This is a genomic window from Allomesorhizobium camelthorni, from assembly GCF_011045125.1.
Lineage (GTDB): Bacteria > Pseudomonadota > Alphaproteobacteria > Rhizobiales > Rhizobiaceae > Allomesorhizobium > Allomesorhizobium camelthorni.
Window position 1 is genome coordinate 25,631 of sequence record NZ_JAAKZF010000045.1, and the last position, 19,695, is coordinate 45,325.

Annotated in this window: 17 protein-coding genes, 1 tRNA gene and 1 pseudogene; 15 read left to right on the forward strand and 4 right to left on the reverse strand. The window is 63.1% G+C overall.

Going from position 1 to position 19,695, the window contains the following annotated elements; translation table 11 throughout:
* Nucleotides 1-275: 275 nt before the first annotated feature.
* Complete coding sequence (locus tag G6N73_RS23985) at nucleotides 276-980, reverse strand: cyclic nucleotide-binding domain-containing protein (RefSeq protein WP_165032233.1); 705 nt, start codon at nucleotides 978-980, stop codon at nucleotides 276-278.
* A gap of 270 nt (nucleotides 981-1,250) precedes the next feature.
* Here G6N73_RS23985 and G6N73_RS23990 point away from each other — a divergent pair, with 270 nt between their 5' ends.
* From G6N73_RS23990 to G6N73_RS24010, 5 genes are read left to right on the forward strand one after another with little or no spacing between them, the layout of a single operon-like run.
* On the forward strand, nucleotides 1,251-1,475 hold the full coding sequence (locus tag G6N73_RS23990) for a hypothetical protein (protein WP_165032235.1): 225 nt from the start codon (nucleotides 1,251-1,253) through the stop codon (nucleotides 1,473-1,475).
* Between the two features lie 2 nt (nucleotides 1,476-1,477).
* A complete protein-coding gene (locus G6N73_RS23995; RefSeq protein WP_165032237.1) occupies nucleotides 1,478-2,170 on the forward strand; it encodes a MotA/TolQ/ExbB proton channel family protein in 693 nt (230 codons plus the stop codon).
* Nucleotides 2,167-2,751, forward strand: a complete 585-nt coding sequence (locus G6N73_RS24000; protein ID WP_165032239.1) for a hypothetical protein — start codon at nucleotides 2,167-2,169, stop codon at nucleotides 2,749-2,751. Before G6N73_RS23995 ends, G6N73_RS24000 begins: the two co-directional genes overlap by 4 nt.
* Complete coding sequence (locus G6N73_RS24005) at nucleotides 2,748-3,248, forward strand: hypothetical protein (RefSeq protein WP_165032241.1); 501 nt, start codon at nucleotides 2,748-2,750, stop codon at nucleotides 3,246-3,248. The genes G6N73_RS24000 and G6N73_RS24005 overlap by 4 nt, the downstream gene beginning before the upstream one ends.
* Nucleotides 3,245-3,496 carry a hypothetical protein gene (locus G6N73_RS24010; RefSeq protein ID WP_246252505.1) on the forward strand — a complete coding sequence of 84 codons (252 nt, stop codon included), beginning with the start codon at nucleotides 3,245-3,247 and terminating at the stop codon, nucleotides 3,494-3,496. Before G6N73_RS24005 ends, G6N73_RS24010 begins: the two co-directional genes overlap by 4 nt.
* Before the next feature lie 129 nt (nucleotides 3,497-3,625).
* Here G6N73_RS24010 and selD read toward each other — a convergent pair whose 3' ends face one another.
* Nucleotides 3,626-4,699, reverse strand: coding sequence for a selenide, water dikinase SelD (gene selD, locus G6N73_RS24015; protein ID WP_246252507.1), 1,074 nt, complete (start codon nucleotides 4,697-4,699; stop codon nucleotides 3,626-3,628).
* Between the two features lie 489 nt (nucleotides 4,700-5,188).
* On the opposite strand from selD, the gene fdnG reads away from it, so the two are divergent.
* From fdnG to G6N73_RS24060, 9 genes and pseudogenes are all read left to right on the forward strand, one after another.
* Complete coding sequence (gene fdnG / locus G6N73_RS24020) at nucleotides 5,189-8,275, forward strand: formate dehydrogenase-N subunit alpha (protein ID WP_165032243.1); 3,087 nt, start codon at nucleotides 5,189-5,191, stop codon at nucleotides 8,273-8,275.
* Between the two features lie 12 nt (nucleotides 8,276-8,287).
* Nucleotides 8,288-9,238, forward strand: coding sequence for a formate dehydrogenase subunit beta (gene fdxH, locus G6N73_RS24025; protein ID WP_165032245.1), 951 nt, complete (start codon nucleotides 8,288-8,290; stop codon nucleotides 9,236-9,238).
* The gene (locus G6N73_RS24030) at nucleotides 9,225-9,923 is read left to right on the forward strand and encodes a formate dehydrogenase subunit gamma (RefSeq protein ID WP_165032247.1); all 699 of its coding nucleotides are present in this window, start codon (nucleotides 9,225-9,227) and stop codon (nucleotides 9,921-9,923) included. Before fdxH ends, G6N73_RS24030 begins: the two co-directional genes overlap by 14 nt.
* A gap of 106 nt (nucleotides 9,924-10,029) precedes the next feature.
* Nucleotides 10,030-10,947, forward strand: coding sequence for a formate dehydrogenase accessory protein FdhE (gene fdhE / locus G6N73_RS24035; RefSeq protein ID WP_165032249.1), 918 nt, complete (start codon nucleotides 10,030-10,032; stop codon nucleotides 10,945-10,947).
* 7 nt (nucleotides 10,948-10,954) lie between these two features.
* Entirely contained in the window at nucleotides 10,955-12,373 is a 1,419-nt protein-coding gene (selA, locus tag G6N73_RS24040; protein WP_165032251.1) for an L-seryl-tRNA(Sec) selenium transferase, read from the forward strand.
* A complete protein-coding gene (locus G6N73_RS24045) occupies nucleotides 12,360-13,148 on the forward strand; it encodes a tetratricopeptide repeat protein (protein ID WP_165032253.1) in 789 nt (262 codons plus the stop codon). Before selA ends, G6N73_RS24045 begins: the two co-directional genes overlap by 14 nt.
* Nucleotides 13,145-14,977 (forward strand): annotated as a pseudogene (gene selB, locus G6N73_RS24050) (selenocysteine-specific translation elongation factor); the annotation flags it as partial. The gene G6N73_RS24045 and the pseudogene selB, both read left to right, overlap by 4 nt.
* 126 nt (nucleotides 14,978-15,103) lie before the next feature.
* A tRNA-Sec gene (locus tag G6N73_RS24055) sits at nucleotides 15,104-15,199 on the forward strand.
* Nucleotides 15,200-15,219: 20 nt separating this feature from the next.
* The gene (locus tag G6N73_RS24060; protein ID WP_165032256.1) at nucleotides 15,220-15,669 is read left to right on the forward strand and encodes a hypothetical protein; all 450 of its coding nucleotides are present in this window, start codon (nucleotides 15,220-15,222) and stop codon (nucleotides 15,667-15,669) included.
* A 286-nt stretch (nucleotides 15,670-15,955) separates the two neighbouring features.
* Here G6N73_RS24060 and G6N73_RS24065 read toward each other — a convergent pair whose 3' ends face one another.
* A complete protein-coding gene (locus G6N73_RS24065) occupies nucleotides 15,956-16,696 on the reverse strand; it encodes a DUF6065 family protein (RefSeq protein WP_165032258.1) in 741 nt (246 codons plus the stop codon).
* A 98-nt stretch (nucleotides 16,697-16,794) separates the two neighbouring features.
* Nucleotides 16,795-18,534 (reverse strand): autotransporter outer membrane beta-barrel domain-containing protein, encoded by a 1,740-nt coding sequence (locus tag G6N73_RS24070; RefSeq protein WP_165032260.1) that lies wholly within the window; start codon nucleotides 18,532-18,534, stop codon nucleotides 16,795-16,797.
* 69 nt (nucleotides 18,535-18,603) lie between these two features.
* Between G6N73_RS24070 and G6N73_RS24075 the strand changes: the two genes are divergently transcribed.
* Nucleotides 18,604-19,506 carry a hypothetical protein gene (locus G6N73_RS24075; protein ID WP_165032262.1) on the forward strand — a complete coding sequence of 301 codons (903 nt, stop codon included), beginning with the start codon at nucleotides 18,604-18,606 and terminating at the stop codon, nucleotides 19,504-19,506.
* Nucleotides 19,507-19,695 lie beyond the last annotated feature (189 nt).

The following is a 19,695-nucleotide window of genomic DNA, read 5'->3' on the forward strand; positions in this document are numbered from 1 at the left end:
CCACCAGGTGCTGACTTTGGCGCTTGTTTCGAGCGTACGATACACCGGGTACTTGCCAGCGATTTCGGCAAAGCTTCGTCTCCATCCTCGCTGGATGCGCGGACGATGGCAGGGCTCTCGGCTGCCATCGCCCTGCGCGTCCTGGCACGCGCGGGCGGCGACGGTGGCGCAGCATCGCCGGATCGGCGGTCGCGCTGGCCAAAACCCGGCGGGCTTCTTAAGGGAACGCGCCGCGGTCGCGTGGAGCCACGCGCGTGGCAATTCCTTGATACGAACTACCGGTCGGCGAGCTCGGCCAATTTTTCGGGCTGTTCAATGACGATCGAGCCGCGCCGGATGCAGATCAGTCCGTCGTTGTGCCACGCATGCAGTTGCTTGTTCAGCGTCTCGCGCGAGGTGCCGAGCAGGGAAGCGAATACCTTTTGCCGGAGCGGCAGCTCGAGACGGGCACCGGGCCGGCAGTCGGAGCCAGCGGATTCGCAAAGGTCGAGAAGCGCCTTTGCCAGCCGCTCCGGGAAGTGGCGAAGCATCCGTGCCTCGAGCAGGGCGCTCGTGCGCCGGAGACGTTCGCTGAGCAGCGCCAACAGCCGAATGGCAGCCTTCGGATTTCGTTCAAGAAACGGGATAAAATCGCGCTGATGCAGGACCAGCATCCTGCTGGGTGACAGAGCGATCGCGTCGGCGCTGCGCGGCTTGTCCTCGATTATGGCCATTTCACCGAGGATGTCCCCAGCCTGCAGAACCGCCAGAACGGCCTCCCTACCATCCGATGCCGAAACCCTGATCTTCACCTGCCCTTCGACGATGACCATCAGGCTCCGGCCCGGATCACCTCTCCGGAAGATGGTAGCGCCTTCCGGGTAGTGCATCTCGACCGCAAAGGCCAGCATATGGTCGAGGTCCCGCGCCTCGAGAAGCCCAAGCACGGGATGACGGCCGAGCAGTGCGCGCCGCACTTCCGTCGCCGAATCAATCCGCACCTTATCGAGTACATCCGACTGTGTTGTCATCCACGGAGGATGAGCGCCGAAGCGGGGCGGGCGCAAGCCCCGCGATCGCCTCAGGCATTCACAGCTTCTCATTTGTCCGTGAACTGTGAGGGAGACCACACAGCCGGCGCCTGCGGCTCCCCATCTCGAAAGACAAAGGCAAGGAGCGCGATATGCGAATTTATCGGTTTATTGCCTTCCTCAGCCGGCGCCGGGCCGGGAAACCGCAACCTCCGGCCGGTCAAAGAATGGAGTGTCGTCATGATTGCAGTGGAACGCATCGCCCGCGATCTCGCCGCCGTGCTTTCGCCGGGTGGCGAGGCGGATTGGCGCCAGTACTTGGCGCTGGCACGCACGGTCGAAAAGTCCCTCAACCGGCAGTTCGACGAGGTCTTTCACCTCCCGCCTGAAAGCGGTTCTGGGCAGAGGCTGGCCGGCGGCCGCGCACAGCGATCCGGACGCGTCGTTTCTCAGGGAAAGAACTGACCATGTTCTCGAACCTCCTGCTTTACCGCTTCATCATCTTCAACGGCCTGATGATCGCTGTCACGGCCGTTCTAGGGTGGTCGGGATACCTTTTGCCTCTCTTCCAGAATGACCAGAGCCGGTTGACCTTCGTCATCACGGCCCTGTTTCTCATGGGCTGGCTGTGGTCCTGGCGTAAGGCCGTACAGGTGAGCTTCAGGCTCAACGACGTGAAGCGGCGGGGAGCGCGGCCAGCCTGTGAAGCCCAGCGGGACAAGGAACTTGCCAAGACCGAGTGGCTCAGCACAGTTTCCGAATGGCTAGTGGCACTCGGTCTCCTGGGCACCGTCGTCGGCTTCTCCATGGCGCTTTCGGGCGTGGATCAGGGCGGGCTGTCCACCGCGGCCGGCGTCCAGTCGGCGGTCGCCCAACTCATGCAGGGCATGCGGGTCGCTCTCAACACAACGCTGCTCGGCGCGTCGTTCGCACTCTGGCACGAGGTCAATATCCGCATGCTGAAGACCGCGCTCGCGGTCTATTGGGGCGAGCGGGTGGCGGTCTGGCAGATAGATCGGCCCTGGATGGCTGAACGTCCGGTCACCCTTCCCAGCCGATACGATCCGGACCATGCGACCCCGATTCCGATCAACCGGGCGCCCGGCAAACCGCCTGTGGCGGCGAAGACCGCGGTCGAACTGGAAAGGATGAAGCCATGATCGGGCGCGCAGCCGGTACGGTCTTTCGCGACTTCACGCTCTTGATGGTGCTCGGCTTCGTGGCGATGGTGATCTGGCTTCTGCCCCACGTCAATCCGCCCGCTCAGAACGCCAACGCCGCTCCTCCCGGAAATGTCGTGGTCGCGATCACCTGGCCAGCGGGCAATACCGACATCGATCTGTGGCTGACAGGTCCGGGCGAACTGGTGCCCGTCGGCTACTCCAACAAGGGCGGTGTCCTATTCGACCTGCTGCGCGACGACCTCGGCGACAGGCCGGACGCTACACCGCTCAACTACGAGAACGCCTATAGCCGCGGCATTGTCGCCGGCGAGTACATTGTCAACGTCCATTGCTATCGATGCTCGGTGGTACCGCAGAAGGTCGACGTCGAAATCTCGATCAATACCGGCGACAACCGCAAGGGCGCGAGGCCCGTCGCCACAACCGCGGTGGAGCTTCGCGTCAACGGCGAGGAGAAGACCGCGCTGCGCTTCAGGCTCGATGCCGATGGGCGAGTGGTGCCGAATTCCATGAACGCCGTCTTCCGCCCGCTCCGAGCGGAAAAAGGTGGGCAATGACATACGTCGTCTGGCTTTCGATCGGAATTCTGGTTCTGTTTGCTGGCGAAGCCTGGCTGGCGATCTGGTCGAGGCGCGATACTTGGGGCCGGGCGGCTACAGTTCTTCTGTTTATCTTCGCCCTGCCTGCGATTGCCACCGTTGCGGTGGAAAGCCTCGGCTGGCACAAGCCGCTGAAGCTCGTCTGGGATCTCGCACCCGGTGAGCATCGCGTGCTGGCGACGAAGCTTGTCCAGGACGAGGCGATCTATCTATATCTCGACGATCCCGCTCGCTCGGAGCCGCGGCCGATCGTGCTGCCCTGGTCGAACGAAACGGCCAGCCGTATTCAGAAGCTGCAGGACGATGCCGGCCGAGAGGCCAGAGGCCAGTTCATGATGCGCTACGAGCCGTCGCTCGACACCCATGCTCCGCAGTTCCACCCGTTGCCGCAGCCGCCGGCGCTGCCGCCCAAGCCCATCCCGCCCCCAGTCCAGCGCTTCGAGCAGGGAGTATGAGCCGTGCGGACGCAAAGGGAGCGCCGGTCCTCAAGATCCCGGTGACCGGACGTTCGCCCATGTTCGACAATTACGGTCCGGGTGCGCTGCTGGAGAGCGAAACGCGCCTCTACGACCTCACCAATGATCCCGGGCAGAATTCGCCGCTTTCCTTGCCCGACATCCAACGCAAAATGACGCTTCTCATGCACGATCTGATGCGTGCCAATGACGCCCCGCCGGAAGCTTACGCGCGCATTGCAATATAGCCTGAGTAAGACGAGCGCATTCCAATGCACCGCTCCTCTTATCCGAAGCATGTCCAGTCCCGCGCGGTCGCGGACAACGCCGGTCATGCCACACTCCGCCACCGCAGCGCTCAATGCGAGCGGGTTCGTTCACTGGACTGTTATGGAAGACAGACCGAGTTCCACATGGCCCACCAGTCGGGCTGACGGATAACCATCCGCGATAATCTTCTCGACCAGCGCCGTTGCGCCGACGCGTTCGCAGGCGATCAGCAACCCGCCCGACGTCTGCGGATCGGTGAGAAGATGGCGGCGCCATTCCAGCATGTCCGGAGGCAGCATCACCGCTTCGCCATAGCTCGCCCAGTTGCGCCGCGATGCGCCGGTGACATAACCATCACAAGCAAGCGAAGCTGCTTCGGAAAAGAGGGGAACATCGGATTCCCGAATGACGAGAGCGCAGCCGGAACCTCGCGCCATTTCGAGCGCATGTCCGAGCAACCCGAAACCGGTCACATCGGTGATCGCATGGACGTTCGGGTCCTGCGCAAGCTCCGATCCGATCCGGTTGAGGAGAGTTGTCGAGGCGATCAGTTCGGCATAGCCGCTCTCGGAAAGCGCCTCTTTTTTGATGGCGGCGGAATAGATACCGACGCCGAGAGCTTTCGTCAGAATCAAGGCATCGCCCGGCTTTGCGCCCGAATTGCGCCGGACGTCCTTCGGCCGGCATGTGCCGACCACGGCGAGGCCATAGATGGGCTCAGGTGAGTCGATCGAGTGGCCGCCGGCGACAGGGATTCCGGCTGTTGCGCAGACCGCCTTGCCGCCCTGCAAAATCCGACGGACCATATCGGTGGAGATCTTATCAAGAGGCATGCCGAGGATAGCCAGCGCCATGATCGGCCGCCCGCCCATGGCATAGACGTCGGAGATCGCGTTCGTCGCCGCGATCCGGCCGAAATCATACGGGTCGTCCACCATGGGCATGAAGAAGTCCGTGGTCGCGATGACGCAGGTGTCTTCGTCAAGCTGCCAGACGGCGGCGTCATCGCCGGTCTCGGTGCCGACAAGAAGGTGCCGAAAAGGATTGACCTCTACCTGATCAGCGAGAAGTTGCTGGAGCACGGACGGCGCCAGCTTGCAGCCGCAGCCGCCACCATGGGCGAGGCTGGTCAGGCGCACAGCAGGCGCGTCGGCGATTTCTGTCATGAGGGCGGTTGCCATGGTTCAGGGCTCCTTGGAATGCCGAATGAACGCTTCGGATGACCCGCATCCAGGCGGACGCCTGCTGCGTCTTGTGGCGAGTAGCCGGAACGAAGAAATCACCAGTGACGGTGCAAACTGTGCGGATCTGCCTTGGCGGCACGATTGGGAAGACGATGGGCGAGACGTACGCTCGGCGATGGAGCGCGTGACATCGCCTCCATTAATCCTCGCTCGAAAAGCGCCCCGGCACGCGGGAGCCGTCTCCAACACCACGCCTCACTGTAGGACGACCCTTTGGCGAGCGTCAATCGGACCGCCTCACCCGAAAACATGAGAATGATTTTCAAGTATAATACGAGATCCGCTATTGTACGCAATGCTCAAATACGGGCCTTTGCTGCCGCCGCACGCATCCGTTGTTTGACATTGATTTGATTCGGTTCGAAAATAGCCCGGTACTCTTGGTTCGGGATGTCCTTCGGGGCATCGGCTTCGGGAGAAAATTCAATGAATATCGAACTCTCGCGACGCGCGTTTCTGCAGACGGCAGGCGCGGGTCTGGCGGGCACGACGCTCGGGGCCTTCGGCTTCGGCGATATCGAAGCTGCGCACGCGGCGGCGATACGGCCCTTCAAGCTCGCGAACACGACCGAGACGCGCAACACCTGCCCGTACTGCTCCGTTGCTTGCGGCGTGATCCTGTATTCGAAGGGCGACCTCAGGAAGGGCGAACAGGCCGAAATCACTCACATCGAGGGTGATACCGATCACCCGACCAACCGCGGCACCTTATGCCCCAAAGGTTCGGCCCTGCTCGGCTTCGTCAAGGCTCCGACCAGGCTGCAGCAGCCGATGATCCGCAAGCCGGGATCTGACAAGTTCGAGCCGATCTCCTGGGAAGATGCACTCGACCGCGTCGCCCGCTTGATGAAGGACGACCGCGACCAGAATTTCGTCGCGACGAACAATGACGGCGTGACGGTCAACCGCTGGCTCACAACCGGCTTCCTCGCCGCGTCGGCGACGACAAACGAAACCGCGTTCGAGACCTACAAGGTGGTCCGAAGCACGGGAATGCTGGTGTTCGACAACCAGGCGCGTGTCTGACACGGCCCGACGGTGGCGAGTCTCGCCCCAACATTCGGCCGTGGAGCAATGACGAATTCCTGGACGGACATCAAGAACACCGATCTCGTCGTCATCATGGGCGGCAATGCCGCCGAGGCGCACCCGTGCGGCTTCAAATGGGTTACAGAAGCCAAGGCAAACCGCGGCGCCAAGCTCATCGTCATCGACCCGCGCTTTACGCGCTCGGCTTCGGTGTCGGATGTCTACGCGCCGATCCGCCAGGGAACAGACATCGCTTTCCTGCTCGGCCTGATCAACTACTGCATTCAGAACGACAAGGTGCAGCGGGACTACGTAAAGGCATTTACCAATGCCGGCTATGTCGTGAAGGAGGGCTTTACATACCAGGACGGCCTCTTCTCCGGTTATGACGAGGCGAAGCGCGACTACGACAAGTCCACCTGGGACTACGATATCGGCGCGGACGGTTTTGCCGTCGTCGACGATACCTTGCAGAACCCGCGCTGTGTCTGGAATCTTCTGAAGAACCACGTCTCCGTCTACACGCCGGAAATGGTCGAGCGCATCTGCGGCACGCCGAAGGACAGGTACCTGAAGGTGGCGGAGATGATCGCGGAATGCTCGTCGCCTGAAAAGGCGATGACCTCGATGTACGCCCTCGGCTGGACGCAGCACTCGAAGGGTTCGCAGAACATCCGCGCCATGGCGATGCTGCAGCTTATTCTGGGCAATATCGGCATTCGCGGCGGCGGCATGAACGCACTTCGCGGTCACTCCAACATCCAGGGGCTGACCGATGTCGGGCTGATGTCGAACCTGCTGCCGGGCTATCTCACGCTGCCGACGCAGAAGGAGCCGGACCTCGCCGCCTACATGTCGACCCGCGGCTTCAAGCCGCTCCGGCCGAACCAAATGAGCTACTGGCAGAACTACAGGAAGTTCTTCGTCAGCTTCCAGAAGTCGATGTGGGGTTCGGCTGCGACGCCGGAAAACGACTTCGCCTATGACTATCTGCCGAAGCTCGACCTGCCTGGTTACGACGTGCTGCGTGCATTCGACATGATGCACCAGGGCAAGATCAACGGATATCTCTGCCAGGGCTTCAACCCGCTGCAGTCATTCCCCAACAGGCAGAAGATCACCGCCTCGCTCTCCAAGCTCAAATTCCTGGTCGTCATGGATCCGCTTGCGACCGAGACGGCGCGGTTCTGGGAAAACCACGGCGAATACAACGATGTCGACCCGGCGACGATCCAGACCGAGGTCATCGAACTGCCGTCGACGTGCTTCGCAGAGGATGACGGCTCGCTCACAAATTCTGGACGCTGGCTGCAATGGCACTGGGCCGGTGGGACGCCGCCCGGCGAGGCTAGGCGCGACACCTGGATCATGGCGCAGATTCACCTGCGCCTGAAGGAACTCTACCGCCAGGAAGGCGGCGCTTTTCCTGACCCGATCCTCAATCTCGAATGGCCTTACGCCGATCCAGGCGATCCGAAAGCCGAGGAAATCGCCCAGGAGATCAACGGCCGGGCCTTGGCCAGAGTGACGGATACAGCCGATCCGACGAAGGTGCTGGCGGAGGCCGGGAAGCTGCTGCCGGGCTTCGCCGCGCTGCGCGACGACGGCTCCACATCCTGCGGCTGCTGGATCTATTCCGGCTGCTTCAACGAGAACGGCAACAACATGGCCCGGCGGGATACGGCCGACCCGGACGAAACCGGTGCTTATTCGAAATGGGCGTTCTCGTGGCCCGCCAATCGCCGCATCCTCTACAACAGGGCCTCGGCGAACCTCGCCGGGAAGGCCTGGGATCCGACCCGAAAGGTTATCGAATGGGACGGTGCGAAATGGTCGGGCTACGACGTCCCCGACATCGCGCCGACGGCGAAGCCGGATCAGGTCGGCCCGTTCATCATGAACCCGGAAGGCGTGTCGCGCCTCTTCGTTCGGGGCATGATGCGCGACGGGCCGTTCCCGGCGCATTACGAGCCGTTCGAATCGCCCATCGCCAACCCGGTTGCTCCCAATGTTCGCGGCAATCCCGCAGCGCGGGTGTTCGAGGGCGACCTGGCGCAATTCGCCGAGGCGGCTTCGCCGGAGTTCCCCTATGCGGCGACCTCCTACCGCCTGACCGAGCATTTCCATTTCTGGACCAAGCACGTGATCGTCAATGCCGTGATGCAGCCGGAGTTCTTCGTGGAAATCTCGGAACAGCTTGCGGCGGAAAAGGGCATCACCAAGGGCGGCTGGGTGCGCGTCTGGTCGAAGCGCGGCTCCATCACCGGGAAAGCCATGGTGACCAAGCGGATCAGGCCGCTCACCTGCGACGGCAAGACCGTCCATATCGTCGGCATACCGCTCCACTGGGGTTTCACCGGCGCGGCGAAGAAAGGCTTCGGCCCGAACATGCTGACGCCCTATGTCGGTGACGCCAATATCGAGACGCCGGAGTACAAGGCGTTCCTGGTCAACATCGAGCCCGCACCGGGGCCGGTGGCATAGGGAGGCGAGAAGATGTTTCCTCCAATCCCAAATCCTTCGACCACGGATGTGGCGCCGCGTTTCTCCGAGAAGGACCTCATCCGCCGATCGGCATCGACGGTCCCCGCTCCGGAGCAGCAGCTGACTGAAGTCGCGAAACTCATCGACGTCTCGAAATGCATCGGCTGCAAGGCATGCCAGACAGCCTGCATCGAGTGGAACGACACGCATGAGGAGGTCGGCGTCTTCGCCGGCGTCTTCGAGAATCCGCCCGACCTGACGCCGGACATGTTCACGCTGATGCGCTTCAGCGAGTGGGAAAACCCGGAGACGAACGAGCTCGAATGGCTGATCCGCAAGGACGGCTGCATGCATTGCGCCGATCCGGGCTGCCTCAAGGCCTGCCCGGCGCCGGGCGCGATCGTTCAGTACTCGAACGGCATCGTCGATTTCGTCCACGAGAACTGCATCGGCTGCGGCTACTGCATCAAGGGTTGCCCCTTCAACATCCCGCGCATCTCGCGCGTCGACAACACGGCATACAAATGCACGCTCTGTTCGGACCGCATCGCGGTCGGCCAGGGGCCGGCCTGCGCCAAGGCATGCCCGACGCAGGCGATCGTCTTCGGCACGAAAGATGAGATGAAGCAGCACGCCGAGGGCCGGATCACCGACCTGAAATCACGGGGCTATGCCAATGCCGGCCTCTACGATCCGCCCGGTGTCGGCGGGACGCATGTGATGTATGTATTGCATCATGCCGACCAGCCGGAACTCTATTCCGGCCTGCCGAGGGAGCCGAGGATCAGCCCACTGGTGGAGGCGTGGAAGGGCATCACCAAATATGCCGGCCTGACCGTGCTTGGCGTCGCGGCCGGCGTCGGCGTCCTGCATCATCTGATCATGGGACCGAACAGGGTCACGGAAGATGACGAGGAGCACGCCGAAGAGTTGACGGAAGGTGACGGTCATGGCCGCGTATGATGTCGGACCAAGCGAGAAGGTTCACCCCGGCAAGCCCGTTGTGGTGGACCGGTACACGGTGGGCGCGCGCATCAATCACTGGATCACGGCGGCGAGCCTGATCCTGCTTGCCCTGTCCGGGCTGGCGCTGTTTCATCCGAGCCTGTTTTTCCTGTCCGGCCTGTTCGGCGGCGGCCAGTTCACGCGTTTCATCCATCCCTGGATCGGCGTCCTGCTCTTCTTCAGCTTCTTCGGACTGTTTCTTCGCTTCTGGAAGGCCAATCTCTGGAAACGCGAGGACGGGACGTGGCTTGCCCGCTTTCGCGACGTGCTGGCCAATCACGAGGAGAACGTCCCCGAGGTTGGCAAGTACAATGCAGGCCAGAAGTTCGTATTCTGGGCGATGTCGATCCTGATCATCGTTCTGATCTCGAGCGGACTTGTGATCTGGGAGCAGTACTTCTCCGCGTACACCACGCTCGGTCAGCAACGGGTGGCGCTCCTCGTCCACGCCGTCGCAGCAGTCGCTATCATCGGCGTGTGGATCATCCACTTCTATTCCGCGATCTGGGTGCGCGGCACGATCCCCGCGATGATCCGCGGCTCGGTAACCGGAGGCTGGGCCTGGCGGCACCATCGCAAGTGGCTGCGGGAGCTCGTCACGATGAGATCGAAAGAAGGATCGGGATCGAAGCCCGCCGAATAGAGCAGGCGCCGGCGGGATGACTTTCGATCACGCCGCCCTAAGTACCGCTTTGATCTATGCGCTGGTCAGGCGCAACCACGTGGCCCGTGCGGTTCGTGAGGTTTGAATGCCGAGACAAATCGTTCCAGCCGGTTCCGACCCTACCGCTATCGGCGAAGTTTCGGCGCCACCCTTCGCTCGACTGCCTGACCCGTCAATTCTGTTCGCGCGCCGCGCGCAACGGCTCGCTGCGCTGGCTGAAGGACATCAACTCGGCCCATATCTTCGCTTCCTTGCCGCCCTGAGCAACGCCCAGCACCATATCCGGGACGGGTTGCCCGATCCTGCAGCGCCGGACATCGACGCACGCGAGCGAGCACGCTCTTTCGGCATGCCGCCGCTCGATCGTAACAGACCCGCCACTGCGGCGCTTGCCGAAACGCTCGAACGGCTGATTGTTGCGGCATCGAAGGTCGAGAAGCCGGAAGTGGCGACAGGGGCGCTCGAACGGCTGAAACAGGCCGGGCCTTCCGAACGCGACGGCATGGTGCGCAACGTGCTCGCCGATGCGATCCCAATGGAAGCTCTGGCCGAGCATGTCTATGTCGCGGCCGCGCTGCAGGTTCACTTCACCCGCCTTGCCGGATGGCTCGATGCCGCCGCGCTGGTTCCCGTTGGCGATGGAGCATGCCCTGTCTGCGGCGGCCCACCAGTGTCCTCCATAATCGTCGGCTGGCAAGGCGCCCACGGCGCGCGGTTTTGCGCCTGCTCGCTCTGCGGGACATTGTGGAATTACGTGCGTATCAAATGCACCCTGTGCGGTTCGACCAAGGGGATAGGCTATCAGGAAATCGAAGGCGGTCCGGGCACGGTGAAGGCCGAAACCTGCGAGGCATGCGGCTGCTACGTCAAGATCCTGCATCAGCACAAGGATCCGGCGCTCGACCCGGTCGCCGACGATGTCGCGACGCTCGGCCTCGATCTGCTCGTGCGCGAAGGCGGCTATCGGCGCGGATCGTTCAATCCATTCCTGATCGGCTATTGAGGATGCGATGACCGCGTTGCCCGCAAGCCGCCTGCGCAATCTGCCATCGGTCGATCAGGTGCTGAGGGAACCGCCCGCTGCGACGGCGATCCAGCGCTTCGGGCGGCACGCCGTCACGGATGCCGTTCGCAACGCGCTCGCTAATGCGCGCGCGGCCGGGCTTGCGGGCGCTGCCGTGCCGGAAGCGAGCGATGTAGCCGCCGAGGCGCTTGCGCAGCTCAAGGCCGGGGAACGCTCCTCCCTGCGCCCCGTCTTCAATCTGACCGGAACGGTGCTGCACACCAATCTCGGCCGTGCCCTTCTCGCAGAAGAGGCGATCGAGGCCATCCGCGCTGCCATGCGCGAGGCTGTGGCCCTCGAATTTGATGTCGAGAAGGGCGAGCGCGGTGAGCGCGACGATCATCTGCGCTCGCTTGTCTGCGAACTGACCGGCGCCGAGGATGCAACCGTCGTCAACAACAACGCAGCGGCAGTTCTTCTCGTCCTCAACACATTCGCGCTTGGCCGAGAGGCTATCGTCTCGCGCGGTGAACTGATCGAGATCGGCGGCTCCTTCCGAATGCCGGACATCATGACCCGCGCCGGCGCCAGGCTGGTCGAGGTCGGCACAACCAACCGCACGCATCCGAAGGATTATGCGGCAGCGCTCGGCGCAGAGACCGGACTTGTCCTCAAGGTGCACACGTCGAACTACCGCGTCGAGGGGTTCACGGCCGAGGTTTCGGCGCGGGAACTATCCTCGATCTCGAAAGCGCGCGGTGTGCCGCTGGTCCATGATCTCGGCTCCGGCACGCTCGTCGACCTCGCCCGTTACGGCCTCGGGCACGAGCCGACCGTGCGCGAGGCGGTCGCCGATGGCGCCGATCTCGTTACGTTTTCCGGCGACAAGCTGCTCGGGGGCCCTCAGGCGGGCTTCATCGTCGGCCGCAAGGATCTGATCGCGGCGCTCGGCCGCAATCCGATGAAACGGGCGCTCAGGCTCGACAAACTTCGCCTCGCCGCGCTCGAGGCGACGCTCAAGCTCTATCGCGATCCCGACCGCCTGGCGGGACGCTTGCCGACACTGAGATTGCTGGCGCGTCCGGCGGCCGACATCGCAGCACTGGCGGCGCACCTTCGCCCCGTGGTTGCCGATGCTCTCGGCGAGGCCTTCACAGTCGACGTGGTGGAGTGCCGGAGCCAGATCGGATCAGGCGCGCTGCCGCTTGAAACACTGCCCAGCGCTGGTCTCGCTCTCAGCCCGCGATCCGGGAGCGGAAAGGCGCTGGAGGCACTCGCGGCCGCGCTGCGTGCACTGCCGGTTCCGGTGATAGGGCGCATCGCTAACCAGACGTTGGCGCTCGATCTGCGCTGCCTTGAAGACGAAGCCGGTTTCACCGCCAATCTCGCCGGTCTCGATGCGGGAGGCGCCAATGCGCTGGCTTGACCGCATTGCGCGCCAACCAGCTGAAGTGCCGGTGTCGGAACGCATGGCCACGGCCCTCGAAGCCGCCAGGCGAGGCGACCATGCCACGGCTCTCGCCATCTGGGAGCCGCTGGCCCAGGCCGGTGTGGCCCGCGCGCAGAACAATATCGGCGCCTGCTTCGCCGAGGGGCTCGGCGTTGTGCGCGACCCCGATCTTGCCTTCCGGTGGCTGACGCTTGCTGCGGAGGGCAACGATCCGGTCGGGCAGCGGAATCTCGCGTCGTTCTATTTCCGCGGCGAAGGCGTCGAGCAAGACTACATGCGTGCGGCCGAGCTCTATCGGAGCGCCGCGGAACAAGGCGACGGACCGGCGCAGGACATGCTGAGCTGGATGCTGCTCGAAGGTGAGGTGGTTGATCCCGATGTCGCGGAAGCGCGGCGCTGGGCCGAGGCAGCGGCCCGGCAGGGGATCGCCTCGGCGATGACCCGGGTCGGCATGCTCCATCACAACGCGCTCGGCGTACCGCGCGATCCGGCCGAAGCTGTCCGGTGGTGGCGCAGCGCGGCCGCGCGCGGAGATGCGGACGGCCAAGCGATGCTGGGCGCCGCCTGCCATCTTGGCGCGGGCGTGCCCGTGGACGCGGTTGAGGCGCTGGCGTGGTTGCTGCGTGCCCAGGCGGGCGGCAGCCCGCTGGCAGCCCGTTATTTGACAACAGCGCGTGCCGCCCTCAGCACTGAGGAAATCGCCGAGGCTGAGCGCCGCGCCGCCGCGCCATTGCCGGAGATCGCGCCATGATCGTGGGCACGGCTGGGCATGTCGACCATGGCAAAACCGCGCTAGTGCATGCACTCACCGGCGTCGACACCGACCGCCTCCTGGAAGAAAAAGCGCGCGGCATGACGATCGATCTCGGCTTCGCCTACCTGCCGGCGCCCAGCGGAGACATTATCGGGTTCGTCGATGTCCCGGGTCACGAACGGTTCGTGCACACGATGCTCGCAGGAGCCAGCGGCATCGATTTCGCGTTGCTGGTCGTAGCTGCTGACGATGGTGTCATGCCGCAGACGCGGGAGCACCTCGCCATCGTCGATTTGCTCGACATCAAGCGCGGCACTGTCGTGCTCTCAAAATCAGACCTTGCCGACACGGCACGACGCGCTGCCATTGCGGCGGAGATACACGCCACGCTCGCAGATACAGCGCTCGCCGCGGCGGAAATAATTCCGGCCTCTTCCATCACCGGCGAAGGCATCGACGCTCTTCGGCAACTCCTGTTCCAGGAAGCGACCCGCTTTGCCGGCCGTGCGGCCTCGGGCCGCTTCAGACTGGCGGTCGACCGCTCATTCACGCTGCATGGCGTCGGCACCGTTGTCACCGGCACCGTTCTGTCAGGCTCGGTGGGCATCGGCGACAGCGTCGTGGTCAGTCCGCCGGGGTTGTCCGCGCGCGTCCGGTCTATCCATACGCAGAACCGGCCGGCCAAGCGCGGAAATGGGGGAGATCGCTGCGCGCTCAACCTTGCTGGCGAAGGCATCACCAAGGAGGCGATTCGACGTGGCGACGTGATACTCGATCCGGAGCTTCACGCGCCAACGGACCGTATCGACGCAAGGCTGCGCGTTCTGCCTGCAGAACCGAAACCGATCTGCCAATGGTTTCCGGTGCGGCTGCATCATGCCGCAGCCGAGGTCGGGGCGCGGATCGTGCTCCTCGGCGACGAACCGGTCAGGCCCGGCGGCGCGGCCACGGTGCAACTGGTGCTGGACAGCCCGATCGCCGCAGCAGCCGGGGACGCTTATGTTCTGCGCGACACCTCGGCGCAGCGGACCATCGGCGGTGGAAGCTTTCTCGACCTCAGGGCGCCCAGCCGCAAGCGCCGCACACTGGAACGGCTTGCCCGGCTCGAGGCACACGCTATCCCGCTGTCCGAGCAGGCCGCGGCCGCGCTCCTCGACGTGCCGCCCCACTATCTCGACCTGAAAACTTTCGGGCGTGATCGGGCGCTCGGCACGGACGAGACGGAAAGCCTGATCGAGAGCCTCGGGCTCGTTCGTATTCCCGTCGGAGAGATGCTGCTTGCGTTCTTGCCGGAGCGATGGATGGCGTTCAAAGGTGCCTTGATCTCCAGGCTGGAGGCTTTCCACGCCGACAACCCCGATCTGCCGGGCATCGGAATGGAAAGGCTGCGGCTTCAACTCGATCCACGTCTTCCGACCCCCGCTTTCGCCGCCGTTCTGCGTGACCTGTCGCGCACCCGTGACCTGGCTCTCGACGGCGCTTGGGTACGGCTTCCGGGCCATGAAGTACGGCTTGCGCCGAAGGACGAGTCCCTCTGGCTGCGAATCCAGCCGCTCCTCGGCGGTCCGCAACGTTTCCATCCGCCGAGGGTGCGCGACATCGCCGAAATGCTTGCCGGGCCGGAAGCTGAGATTCGAAGGCTCTTGAAGCTTACTGCCCGCATGGGGAAGGTGCACGAAATCGCCCATGACCATTTTTTCCTGCGCAACGCACTGGCCGAGATCGTCGAGATTATCCGCGAGCTTGCGGCAACGACGCCAGACGGACAGTTCGTCGCCGCCCAGTTTCGCGATCGCGCCGGTAGCGGCCGCAAGGTCGCCATCCATATCCTCGAATTTCTCGATCGGCATGGTGTCACCGTGCGGCGTGGCGATCTGCGCCGCCCCAACCGGCATCGGCTGGACCAGTTTCGCTGTCCGGCCGATGACCGGCCGCCGACGGCGGAAGCCTTTGGAGGAGCATCGTCCCCGGTGGGGCGTCCGGACTTCAAATCCGGGAGGGGCCGCGAGCCGGTCCTTGGTGGGTTCGACTCCCACTCTCTTCCGCCATCCTCCTGAGGACGATGACAATGACCGCATTGCTCCTCCGTGAACTGAAGACGGCGGCCGAAGCCGCCAAAACCGCTGAAGCAAGCTTCCGGCGGGAGGCCGCCCTGCGAATTGCGGCTCTCGAAGAGGAGCGCGCATTCGCCTTCAGGCGGCTCAATCTCATGCAGGCCATCGCCGAGGCTATGGCATCAGCCGAAAGCGAGGAGATCGCCGTAGCGAGCGCGTTTGCCGCCCTGCGCACGCGCCTCGGCTGGAACTTGGACAGCGAGGCGCGATCGGAGGTGATTATGCATTTCAGCCCGGTAGCGCTGGCGGTATTTCGCGCCGAAGTATCGAGCGAGGAGGAATCTTCGGCCAAGGCTCACGAGGCCATTGCGGCTTTCGAACACTGGTACGCTGAAACCCGAGGATCGCCGTTCTGGGTCCTGTTCGAGCAGCAGATGCCAGACACGCCTCTCGTCGATTTTTAAGGAACACAGACCTGTCCGGGCGCGGAGTCGCGCCTCATGCGGAACTACGATCACGGCGCCCGGCGGTCGATGATGCCGTCAGCCGGGCACGCCAGTTTCGTGTCAGTTCAGGATAACTCAAGACGAGTAGCGCTCGCAGGTACATTGACACGCGGCTTTGCCGGTACGGTGCTGCGCTTCTGCTTGAAACACCGTCCGAGCCGGGCTCCTCTCAAGTTCATCGCTGATTGCTCTGGCGGCTTTCGACCGCACTTTCGCTCGGCGCGGCATCGAAGGACTACCCTGATTATGAACGTTTCGTTCCGAATGGCCGCAACCGCAGGCGGCTGCGATGTCCGTCCGGAGCGGGCTTTCCCGAGGGCGCTTTGCCCCGGAAATATGTTTTTTGCCATTGGTCCTGTGCGGCTTTCGAGGCTGGATCGGCAAGGCTGGCGTTGAACGTGTTGCGGCTCTGCGACCACAATTTGTGCTCACGTTCGAGTTCGGGATTTTCGGAGAGGTAGCGGACGGCCGGATGCAGATTTTCGAGTTCGCCGCGCTTGACCGGAAACAGGTGGCAGAATGGCTCGTCGACCTCGAAATGGACGCGCTGATTGGGTCGCGTAAACTGCCAGTTCATGGTGAACGTGTAGGGCGACCAGTCCGTCTCGATGACCCCGGACAGTGCAAAGATCGCGTCCTTGGGCCGATTGATCGGCCCGGTTACGAACAGGTCCACACCCGGATCAGTCCGGAAAAGGCAAGGGATGTGGAACGTCAGGACGCCGCCGCCGAAATGGCTGACCGCCGGCGGCGGCGTCCCGGGTTCTGCCTTGATGCGGATCGCATCGTTGGTTCTCCGGCCGTCCCAGATCGCCGAAAAGGCGGCCGTGCACAAAATCTCCCAGCCATGCGTATTGGCGATGTTCAGCGGCAGGCAGCGATAGGCGAAACGCTGGTCGCTATCGTCCATCCACTGGCGCTCGAGTGGCGCAGGCCGAATACGCAGTTCGTGTCCATCAATGACATAGGCGATTAGCTGGTTCATGAAAGGAGCTTACCACGTCAGATCAGATGCAGGCGGCCTTGTCGCCGAAGCCAAGCCTTTGCGCCGGCGACGCGACGGTCAAGGCCAGCCGCGGGACTTTACCATCTCACCTTGAGTCCGATCTGGCCGCCGAACAGATTGCGATCGCTGTCTTCGACATCGAAATTGTAGCTGACGTCGCCGAAGGCGGACAGATTTTCGCTGATCGTAAACGCCACGCCTCCATGCACCTCCAGCCAGGTCCCTTCGCTCCCAACCAGTATCGGAACGGTGTTGAAGGTGACGGCGGACGGGTCCTGCGAGAAGCCGTGCCACAGGTTGACGCCGGCATGCGCCAGCAGCGCCTCTCTACTGTACTCCAGGCGCGCACCCACTCGTCCGGTCAACGAGTCGAAATCGTCATGTCTTATCTCGGAGAACGGATCGCTGCTGTCGTCGAAGTCGATGCGCTGCCAGATCAGCTGCGCCTGCGGTTCGATCGTCCAGCCGTCGGCGATCACGAAGGGTACCCCCGTCTCGATCGAGGCGGCGATGCTGTTGCCATCGAGATCGGCGCCGATGCCACGGTTCGATTCACTGGAACCGTTGAGCCAGGCGTATTTGGCGACGACATCAACGTACCAGCCGTCGGGCGACAGATGGGTCCAGTAGCCGGCGATGCTGTCTTCGTTCAGATCGAGGCTGCCGGCCGACAGTTGCAAGCCGCCCAGCACGTTGCCGCTGATGTCGCCGGACGCCTCGGCGTGCGTATAGAACAACCCGAAGCGATCGACATGGCCATTACTATGTTCAATGCCAACGAGGTCGCTGCCGGCCTGCAGTCCCCAATAATTGCCATCGAAGGACGGTGCGATATCGAAGCCAACGACGCTCACATTCGCACCGGAACCCAAGTCGCTCTCGGCGCCGAACACGCGGCCCCAGATAGCGGGCGGCGGGCGGACTCCCTCCGATGGCACGTCGGCGCCCTGCGGTTCAGGAACGCCATACACCAGGGCGCCGTCTCCAATCAGAAGCGATTGATCGCCGCGCCGTTGATGGAAAGTGCCCATGGTCATTAGTCCCATCCGCTCGGCGACAAGCGGCGCCATGATATGCCCAGGGACCTCAGGTCGCACGAACGGGATGGGCGGCGGTGGCGGTGGCGGCGGTGGCGGCGGCGGCGGTGGCGGTGGCGGTGGCGGTGGTGGCGGCGGCGGCGGCGGTGACGGCGAAGACCTGGAGCTTCGCAGGAACCAGTCGTTGTCCGTCTCCGTCGACGGCGTCACGCCTCCGCGAAACAGCAGGTATTCAAACGGCCCGGCGGCAACAGGTCCGCCAAGCGTAAACGCGCCCGCAGTGGTGTTGGCGCCGTTCATCGCATCGACCACAAGGATACCGTTGGCGACCGTCAGTTGGCCCGGCCCGTCCACATTGGTCACCAGAATGTTTGTCGAGCCGCTCCCCTGACCGCTGTCGATGACCAGCCGATCGGAGGGAGAGGCATCGGTGCCGAGGAAGGTCTGCAGATTAAGATTTCCACCTTGGCCGACATAATTGCCCTCGACGACGAACCTGTCGGATACATTTGTGTTGTTGTTCGTGAGGTCGATGGCGCCCCAATTGTTGACTGTGACGAGTTGGCCGCTGGTGGATGGCGCTACCGTATGCGTGCCGTTGCCGGCAAATACCGTGCTGGTTTCGTCAATGGAAAGCACGCCGGTCCCAGTGCCGGCATCGCCCAGCGTAAGTGTCGCGAAATTGTCAAACGTCAGCTCGGAACTATCGGTAAGCTCAAACCGTTCCCAGTTGGTATAACGAGCAACGTCGCCGCCGACAGTATTTGTCCATAGCAGCACATCATCCGATCCTGACCCGCCATTGACGGGAAGCCCGGTCTTCAGGTTGGTTGGCGTGAGGCCGATGAAATGAGCAAAGTCGGTGTCGGCTCCCGTGTCGAGGCCGATGATCTCACCACCGGTCCATACGACGTGGTCGTCTCCATCCTGTCCTTGAACGGTGTTCGTGATCGTCCCGTTTCGGATGAGCGCTTGATCCTCGCCCGAACCCAAGAGCACGTTTCCGTTGACCGTGCCGGCCGCCATGTCGAATACATCCTCGCCGGCGCCATATCGATGACGTTGGACACAGTGCTGCGATTGATGAGAACGTCGTCGCCATCGCCCAGCATGACGGCTTGGTTGATGGTCCCGTTATTGAAGAAAAAGTCGTTCGCCGAGCCGTTGCTGGTAACTCCCTGCATCACCCTGGATTGGCGGTTGACGACAAGATTAATTCCGTCACCTGTCAGCGTTATGCCGCTGTTGAACGTGCCGAAATTGTCAATGAAATTGTTAGGACCGGTGAGGCTGAAGGTGCCGCTTACCGCGCCGCCGGCGCGGATGATCACCGAATTCAACTCCGTGCTGGTCATCGTCAGGCCGGCGTTGAACGTTCCCTGGCTGTCGACGAAATTTCTCGCACCTGTAATATTCGCCAAACCGTTGACAGTCTTGCCGGCAAAGATGTTCAGCGTGTTCTGGCCGGCCCCGGTGATCGTTATGCCTCCGCTGTTGATCACCCCGTTGTGGTTGATGACGATGATGCCGTTGCCCGACCCCACGATGCCGGTGTTGAGCGTCCCATTGTTGGTCAGCGTCTTGGAAAAACCAGCAACTCCATTGAACACGACGGATGAAGGGCCGCCATTGATGAAGCCGTCATTGTTGATGAAGCTGTTACCTGTTCCAGAAACATTGACCCCGCTGCCGCCGACCGATGCGCCGCTCTGGACATTGATCGTGACTGGCGTGTTGACCGGCGCCGGGTAACCGTCATTGTCGGCGCCGGAGCACGTCACCGTGCCTCCTGGTCCGGGATTCGCCGGCGCGCAATCCGCAAACGCCCGCGCATCGGTGAGGCATAGTAGCGCGACAGACGCAACGGACTGAAGAAGCAGATTACGCAGGACCGGCCGACGCAGCCTTCCCTGCCTGAAAACCGTAAGATTCGAGAACTGC

What these genes read in the sequence shown, in the direction of transcription:
- G6N73_RS23990 (WP_165032235.1), top strand. Translation starts at nt 1,251, where the DNA reads ATGATTGCAGTGGAACGCATCGCCCGCGATCTCGCCGCCGTGCTTTCG.
- G6N73_RS23995 (WP_165032237.1), top strand. Translation starts at nt 1,478, where the DNA reads ATGTTCTCGAACCTCCTGCTTTACCGCTTCATCATCTTCAACGGCCTG.
- G6N73_RS24000 (WP_165032239.1), top strand. Translation starts at nt 2,167, where the DNA reads ATGATCGGGCGCGCAGCCGGTACGGTCTTTCGCGACTTCACGCTCTTG.
- G6N73_RS24005 (WP_165032241.1), top strand. Translation starts at nt 2,748, where the DNA reads ATGACATACGTCGTCTGGCTTTCGATCGGAATTCTGGTTCTGTTTGCT.
- G6N73_RS24010 (WP_246252505.1), top strand. Translation starts at nt 3,245, where the DNA reads ATGAGCCGTGCGGACGCAAAGGGAGCGCCGGTCCTCAAGATCCCGGTG.
- selD (WP_246252507.1), bottom strand. Translation starts at nt 4,699, where the DNA reads ATGGCAACCGCCCTCATGACAGAAATCGCCGACGCGCCTGCTGTGCGC.
- fdxH (WP_165032245.1), top strand. Translation starts at nt 8,288, where the DNA reads ATGTTTCCTCCAATCCCAAATCCTTCGACCACGGATGTGGCGCCGCGT.
- G6N73_RS24030 (WP_165032247.1), top strand. Translation starts at nt 9,225, where the DNA reads ATGGCCGCGTATGATGTCGGACCAAGCGAGAAGGTTCACCCCGGCAAG.
- fdhE (WP_165032249.1), top strand. Translation starts at nt 10,030, where the DNA reads ATGCCGAGACAAATCGTTCCAGCCGGTTCCGACCCTACCGCTATCGGC.
- selA (WP_165032251.1), top strand. Translation starts at nt 10,955, where the DNA reads ATGACCGCGTTGCCCGCAAGCCGCCTGCGCAATCTGCCATCGGTCGAT.
- G6N73_RS24045 (WP_165032253.1), top strand. Translation starts at nt 12,360, where the DNA reads ATGCGCTGGCTTGACCGCATTGCGCGCCAACCAGCTGAAGTGCCGGTG.
- G6N73_RS24060 (WP_165032256.1), top strand. Translation starts at nt 15,220, where the DNA reads ATGACCGCATTGCTCCTCCGTGAACTGAAGACGGCGGCCGAAGCCGCC.
- G6N73_RS24065 (WP_165032258.1), bottom strand. Translation starts at nt 16,696, where the DNA reads ATGAACCAGCTAATCGCCTATGTCATTGATGGACACGAACTGCGTATT.
- G6N73_RS24075 (WP_165032262.1), top strand. Translation starts at nt 18,604, where the DNA reads ATGAGCAAAGTCGGTGTCGGCTCCCGTGTCGAGGCCGATGATCTCACC.